Genomic DNA, 6,000 nt, shown 5'->3' on the forward strand with positions numbered 1-6,000 from the left:
CATGGAGATGAGCGAGAGTTCTCTGGAAACCCAGAGGTGATCAAGATGTCTCTTTAGATGCACCGACCATGCCTGGGGTTACATGGGGGGGCGTCTGCGGAACCAGCCGATCACAATGCGGTAAAAGAGGCCGGTTAACCCAAGGCGGGCGCCGAACGCCAGTACCTGGTTCTTAAAAAACGGCACAAAGACCACCGGCCCGTGGGGCAGGTGGCGGAGTGAGGCTTCTACCACCTTTTCGGGAGGATCCCAGAAGAAACGCGGGATGCGCTCGTAGGCGCGCATGGAAACATAGGCCGGTGTGGCATGGAATTCGGTGAGGGTGAATCCCGGGCACAGCGCCTGCACCCGGATGCCCAGGCAGGATACCTCGCGGGCCAGGCCTTCGGAAAAGGTGTTGAGATAGGCTTTGGTGGCGCTGTAATGAATGCTCCCGGGCAGGGTGATGAAGGCGCTCAACGAGGAAACGTTGATGATGTTCCCGCGGCGGCGGTCGAGCATGCCCGGCAGTGCCACACGGGTAAGGCGCATGGTGGCCAGCATGTGCAGGTTGGCCATGGCGGTCTGCCGCTCCAGGTCTGAATCGGCAAAGAGGCCGCGCACTCCAAAGCCAGCGTTATTAATGAGATAGTCGAGGTGCGGCAGGCGGCGGATGCGCTCTTCCACACGGTGCAGGTCTTCCGGGCGGGTCAGGTCGGCGCAGAGAGGTTCGGCCTTGAGGCCGGTCTGGTGCATCACTTCCTGTGCCAGGTTCTCCAGGCGCTCGGCCCGACGTGCGACGAGGATTAAATCGCAGCCGCGCGCGGCCAGTGCGCGGGCAAAGGCGGCTCCGAGGCCCGCCGAAGCCCCGGTGATGAGGGCAATGGGTGGTTCGGTCATGATGGATGATGCTCCATGCTAGAGGATGGGGTAAGGATGGATGGATGAAGGTTCCGGGTTTAAGTCTATCCCGGTTGCCCGATTTGATCAACCAACAGAGATGTAAGGAGGAAAAGAAAAAAACTCCGCCCCGGATGAAGCGGGGCGGAGGATAGAGCCAGCGGAAGAGCTTCAGTTCGTTTTTAGAAAAGCACCGAAGCCAGCTCGTTGCGGTATTGCCGCGCGGTGGGGTCTTCGGGCTGGTAAAGCTCGAGGATGGCGAGGAAAACCTGCCGGGCGCGGTCGTTGCGGTAATGGCGGTCCTGACGCAGCACATCGAGCAGGCCGTCCATGGCGGCTTCCAGGTTGCCGCGCTGGGCCAGGCGCAGGCTGTTTCGGTAGATGACGTCAAGCTCGGTTTCGTCGGGGAGCTTCCCCTGATCGAGCAAAACCAGGTCTTCTGCCAGCGGGAGCAGTTTTTCGGCGACGGCGTATTCCCGGCTGGGGGGGAAGTGCCGCAGTAAGAAGGCCGCTTCGCCGCCGTGGCCCTGGGCGAGGATGGATTTGATCAGCCCGAGCTGTACTTCGGGTTTGTTGGGGAATTCCTCATCGAGCTGGCGGAAGATGCGCTCGGCTTCGCGCCATTTTTGTTCGCCCATCAGGCTGTAGGCCTTTTCCATGGCGAGGGCGTCTTTGGAGGGCGGCAGCAGGCGGGTGAGAAATTCACGAACGCGGTTTTCGGGCTGTAAGCCGACGAACTCGGCCACAACCTGCCCCTGGCTGAAGGCCTTGACGGTAGGAATACTGCGCACGCCGTAGCGCATGGCGAGCGCGGGGTTTTCATCTACATTCACCCGTGCCAGGCGAAAGGCTCCACGGGCTTCGTGGGTGAGCGATTCCAGCATCGGGCCCAGGGTGCGGCAGGGCTGGCACCACACGGCCCAGAAATCTACCACCACCGGAACATTTTGAGAATACGCCAGCACTTCGTATTCAAAATCCGCTTCAGAAACATCAACGATAAAATCAGAGGCCATCATAGGGTTCTCTCCTCAGGGATTTCCTGTATTGCTGATGATACTATACCCTATCCTTGTTAGAATTATATCGGAATCTGCATTTTATTCGTAGCGCAGGGCCTCTACAGGTTCCAGGTTAGCGGCGCGGTTGGCCGGGTAAATGCCAAAGAACAACCCCACGGCGGTGGAGAAGAGAGTGGCCAGCAGGATGGCATCAACGCCCACCACCGGGGTAAGGAGGGTGTTGTTGGCCGCGGCGATGCGCCCGACGATGAAGGCGATGAGCCAGCCCAGGCCAATGCCGATAATGCCCCCGATGAGGCTGAGCAGAGAGGACTCGGTGAGGAACTGGATGAGAATATCGCGGCGGCGCGCTCCGAGGGCTTTGCGCAGGCCGATTTCGCGCGTGCGTTCGGTTACCGAAACGAGCATGATGTTCATGATGCCAATTCCCCCCACCAGCAGTGAAATGCCGGCAATGCCCCCCAGGAAGATGGTCAGTACCGAGGTGATGGTATTGGCCGTGGCAATGAAATCGTCCTGGGTGAACACGGTGAAGTCGTCGGCACCGATGGCGGTGCGATGGCGTTCGCGAAGGATTTGCGAGATCTCATCTGCCGCACTGCGCACGGTTTCGGGGCTGGTGGCCGAGACGAAAATGACATCCACGCGGTCGCGGCTGCGGCGGATGAGGCGGTTCTGGGCGGTATCGAAAGGCACCAGCACCACGTTATCCTGACTGCCGAAGGCCCCCCCGCCTTTGGGCTCCAGCACACCGATCACGCGGAAGGGCTGCCCTTCGATGCGGATGGTGGAGCCCACCACTCCCTCGCGGGCGCCGAAGAGCTTATCGGCGACCTCGGGGCCGATTAATGCCACCGAGGCGCGCTCTAGCAAATGGCTTTCGTTGATGGGTTCTCCCTCGATGAGGTGATAATTGCGCACCACGAGATAATCGGGGGTGATGCCGTAGATGGTGGAACGAATTTGCTCTCCTGAAAAGGAGACTTCGCGATCGCCCTGAATCACGGGGGCGGCGTTGGCCACCGAGGGGGCCAGGAATACATCCCGAATGGCAGACACGTCGCCCAGGGTGAGCGGTTTGGGGTTGCGCACATCTTCGGTGAAGTTGCCCTGGAAGACAAAGAGCAGGTTGGTGCCAATACCTGAGATGGAGCCGGTGATAGCCTGTTGAGCGCCGCTACCCACCGCCAGCATGGCGATGACCGCACCCACGCCAATGACGATTCCCAGAATGGTCAGTGCGGAGCGCAACTTGTTCGAGGCAAGGCTCTGCAGGGCTTCAATAATGGCCTGGGCAATGTTCATGCTCCACCCTCCACGATTAATCCATCCATCAGGCGGATGACCCGTTGCGTTTGCTCGGCGATGCGCGGGTCGTGCGTGACGATGATGATGGTGGTGCCGCGCTCACGGTTCAGGGTGAGGATCAGCTCCATGATTTCCTTCCCCGATTTCGAGTCCAGATTGCCGGTGGGTTCATCGGCCAGCAGGATCGCCGGTTCGTTGACCAGCGCGCGGGCAATGGCCACGCGCTGTTGTTGCCCGCCCGAAAGCTCGTTGGGGCGGTGGTGGATGCGCTCGGCCAGTCCCACCAGCTCGAGGGCACGGCGGGCACGTTCAGCGCGGCCTTTGGAAACCCCCGCGTAGCGCAGCGGCAGTTCCACATTGGCCAGGGCAGTGGCGCGTGGCAGCAGGTTAAAGCTCTGGAAAACAAAACCCACCTTGCGGTTGCGGATTTCGGCCAGCTGGTCGTCCTTCAGTTTGGAAACTTCCTCACCATCCAGAATATAACGCCCCGAAGTGGGCTGGTCGAGGCAACCGATGAGGTTCATGAGGGTGCTCTTTCCGGAGCCGGACGGCCCCATGATTGAAACTACCTCACCCCGGCGCACTTTGAAGGAAACCCCCGCCAGGGCGCGCACTTCAACGGAGCCCATTTTATAGATCTTGGTGAGGTCGTATGCCTCGATCACGTAATCGTTCATAGCGCGCTCAGTTTCCAAAACCACCCCGCGGCCCGGCCTGGAACTCGGTCGGTGGGTTGAGCACCAGCACATCCCCCGGTTTGACGCCTTCCAGTACCTGGCTGTACTGGTCAGAGGTCGAGCCGAGGCGGATTTCGGTGACCTCTGGAAGCCCGTTTTTCAGCAGGTACACCACCCGCTTGCCGTTGCGCAGGCGAACAGCGCGGTTGGGTACCAGCACCACATCTTTTAATTCATCGGTGACCAGGTTGACCGCAGCGGTCATGCCGGGGCGCACCTGGGAATCGCTGGTGAGCAATTCCACGGTGACGGTGAAGTTCACCACTCCCTGTACGTTGTTGCCCACCTGCCCTACCTCGATGACCTCTCCCTCATATTCCTTGCCCTGGATGGCGTCGAAGGTGAGGCGGGCTTTTTGCCCCACGTTGATACGGTTGATATCCACCTCGGTTACCTGCACGTCTACCAGCAGGTGAGAAAGGTCGTCAATGCGGAAGGAGATGGTGCCGGGGGTCACTTCATCGCCCGGTTTGGAGCGCACTTCGGTCACGGTTCCGGCGAAGGGAGCCTCAAGATCGATCTGATCGAGGGTGGACTGGATGGCCGTAACGCGAGCCTGGGCGGCTTCGATGTCCCGTTTGTCGGGGCCGTCCTTCAGGCGTTCCCATTCGCGCTGGGCATCGGCCAGGCGCGCCTCGGCCATTTTCACGCGGGCATCGGCTTCGGCCACTTCCAGTTCGTCGGGTTTGCCGATCAGATACTCAAGGTTGGCCTTGTTTCGGTCGCGTTTTTTCTTGGCGTCGGCCAGGGCCGAGAGCGCCTGGGCGCGGAGAAGGTCGTTTTCGGGGCGGTTGGCCACCTGGTCGTAAAATTCCTGGGCTTTTTTCACTTCCTCTTCTGCCAGCGCCAGGTTGGCACGTGCCACCTCGATGGTGTCGCGGGAGGTGCGAGCGTATTGCAGGCTGGCACGTTTATCCTGAGCGTCCTTCAATTCCTTCTGGGCCGCCACCAGGTTCTGATAAGCCTGGGCTGAGGCCGTGTTGGAATTCAGGAGGTTATCCAGCTCGCGCTGGGCGTTCACCAGGTCGGCGCGGGCCAGAATGATCGACTGTGGGAGAGAACGCTCATCGAGCCGGGCCAGAGTCTGCCCGGCCTTCACCTGATCTCCGACTTTGACGGTTATTTCACCAATGCGGCCAGTGGTCTGCCAGCTGATGACTCCCGACTGGTTGGCGCGCACCGAACCGGTGGCTCCGACGATGACGGTAAGGTCGCCGCGGGTTACCTCGGCGGTCTGGAAAGCTCCCGAGACGGAGGCCTGGGCTTTCTGTAAAGCCTGGAGACCAAAGTAACCGACTACCGCCAGCACAGCGACGACGATCAAAAGGGTGATGATCCGTTTCATGGTGGTATTCTCTCTTTATTAATCGATCTTTCGTACGCCCGGGGAGGGTTGTCTGTGGTTTGGGCAAGAACTACCCTGCCCTGAGTTTCTTCAGAGACCCCGTTTTTTAATGTTTTCTATCATACCTGGATGTTGGGCAGGCGGCAAGGGAAGGGTTAAGCTTCTGAAGGCATTCTTATAGATTTTTGACACGGGGGCAGCGCCCTGAAAAGCGTGCCCCCGTGTTGAGGTTGGAGAGAAAACCTGTTTTACCGCCGCAGGAACCGGAAATAGACCCCCAGACCGATACCGCCCAGGATCAGCAGGGCGCCCACGATGAGCAGGAGTGGAGAACGGGCACCGTTTCCGTTACCCTGGCCCGGAGGCGGCTGGCGCACGCTGACCTGCGCGCCGAAATCAATGATCGAGCGGTTGCCGGCCAGCAATTTTAGCGGGTAATTGGTGGTGGTGGTGGGGTTGTATCCGGGAGGCACGGCCATGCTGATGTTGTAGTCGCCTTCGGGCAGGTCGGGGAAGCAAAGGGGGGTATCCTGGTCGGTAGTAAGGCCGGTGCGCGAGATACTGCCGGCCCGGTCGGTGATGCTTACTGCCCCGCCCAGAATGGGGCCTTCGCCCTCTTCCCGCACAGCGTTGCCGTTGACATCGGCAAACAGGACGATGCAGATCTCACCGGTGCCGCGTTGCTGGGTTGGGGTGGGCAAGAGAGGGG

At 60.3% G+C, this 6,000-nt stretch carries 6 protein-coding genes; all 6 read right to left on the minus strand.

What is annotated here, in order from left to right; translation table 11 throughout:
- Window positions 1-78 precede the first annotated feature (78 nt).
- Complete coding sequence (locus ATHL_RS16280; RefSeq protein ID WP_062195975.1) at window positions 79-879, minus strand: SDR family NAD(P)-dependent oxidoreductase; 801 nt, start codon at window positions 877-879, stop codon at window positions 79-81.
- 182 nt (window positions 880-1,061) lie between these two features.
- A complete protein-coding gene (gene trxA / locus ATHL_RS16285; protein WP_062195977.1) occupies window positions 1,062-1,898 on the minus strand; it encodes a thioredoxin in 837 nt (278 codons plus the stop codon).
- A gap of 81 nt (window positions 1,899-1,979) precedes the next feature.
- Complete coding sequence (locus ATHL_RS16290) at window positions 1,980-3,206, minus strand: ABC transporter permease (protein WP_062195979.1); 1,227 nt, start codon at window positions 3,204-3,206, stop codon at window positions 1,980-1,982.
- Window positions 3,203-3,886 carry an ABC transporter ATP-binding protein gene (locus ATHL_RS16295; protein WP_084001624.1) on the minus strand — a complete coding sequence of 228 codons (684 nt, stop codon included), beginning with the start codon at window positions 3,884-3,886 and terminating at the stop codon, window positions 3,203-3,205. Before ATHL_RS16295 ends, ATHL_RS16290 begins: the two co-directional genes overlap by 4 nt.
- 7 nt (window positions 3,887-3,893) lie before the next feature.
- A complete protein-coding gene (locus ATHL_RS16300; protein ID WP_062195981.1) occupies window positions 3,894-5,291 on the minus strand; it encodes an efflux RND transporter periplasmic adaptor subunit in 1,398 nt (465 codons plus the stop codon).
- Window positions 5,292-5,539: 248 nt separating this feature from the next.
- Window positions 5,540-6,000, minus strand: a 461-nt coding sequence (locus ATHL_RS16305) for an SdrD B-like domain-containing protein (protein WP_162787774.1), incomplete at its 5' end; no start/stop codon positions are given.

It is taken from the genome of Anaerolinea thermolimosa, assembly GCF_001050195.2.
GTDB lineage: Bacteria > Chloroflexota > Anaerolineae > Anaerolineales > Anaerolineaceae > Anaerolinea > Anaerolinea thermolimosa.

What these genes read in the sequence shown, in the direction of transcription:
- ATHL_RS16280 (WP_062195975.1), bottom strand. Translation starts at nt 879, where the DNA reads ATGACCGAACCACCCATTGCCCTCATCACCGGGGCTTCGGCGGGCCTC.
- trxA (WP_062195977.1), bottom strand. Translation starts at nt 1,898, where the DNA reads ATGATGGCCTCTGATTTTATCGTTGATGTTTCTGAAGCGGATTTTGAA.
- ATHL_RS16290 (WP_062195979.1), bottom strand. Translation starts at nt 3,206, where the DNA reads ATGAACATTGCCCAGGCCATTATTGAAGCCCTGCAGAGCCTTGCCTCG.
- ATHL_RS16295 (WP_084001624.1), bottom strand. Translation starts at nt 3,886, where the DNA reads ATGAACGATTACGTGATCGAGGCATACGACCTCACCAAGATCTATAAA.
- ATHL_RS16300 (WP_062195981.1), bottom strand. Translation starts at nt 5,291, where the DNA reads ATGAAACGGATCATCACCCTTTTGATCGTCGTCGCTGTGCTGGCGGTA.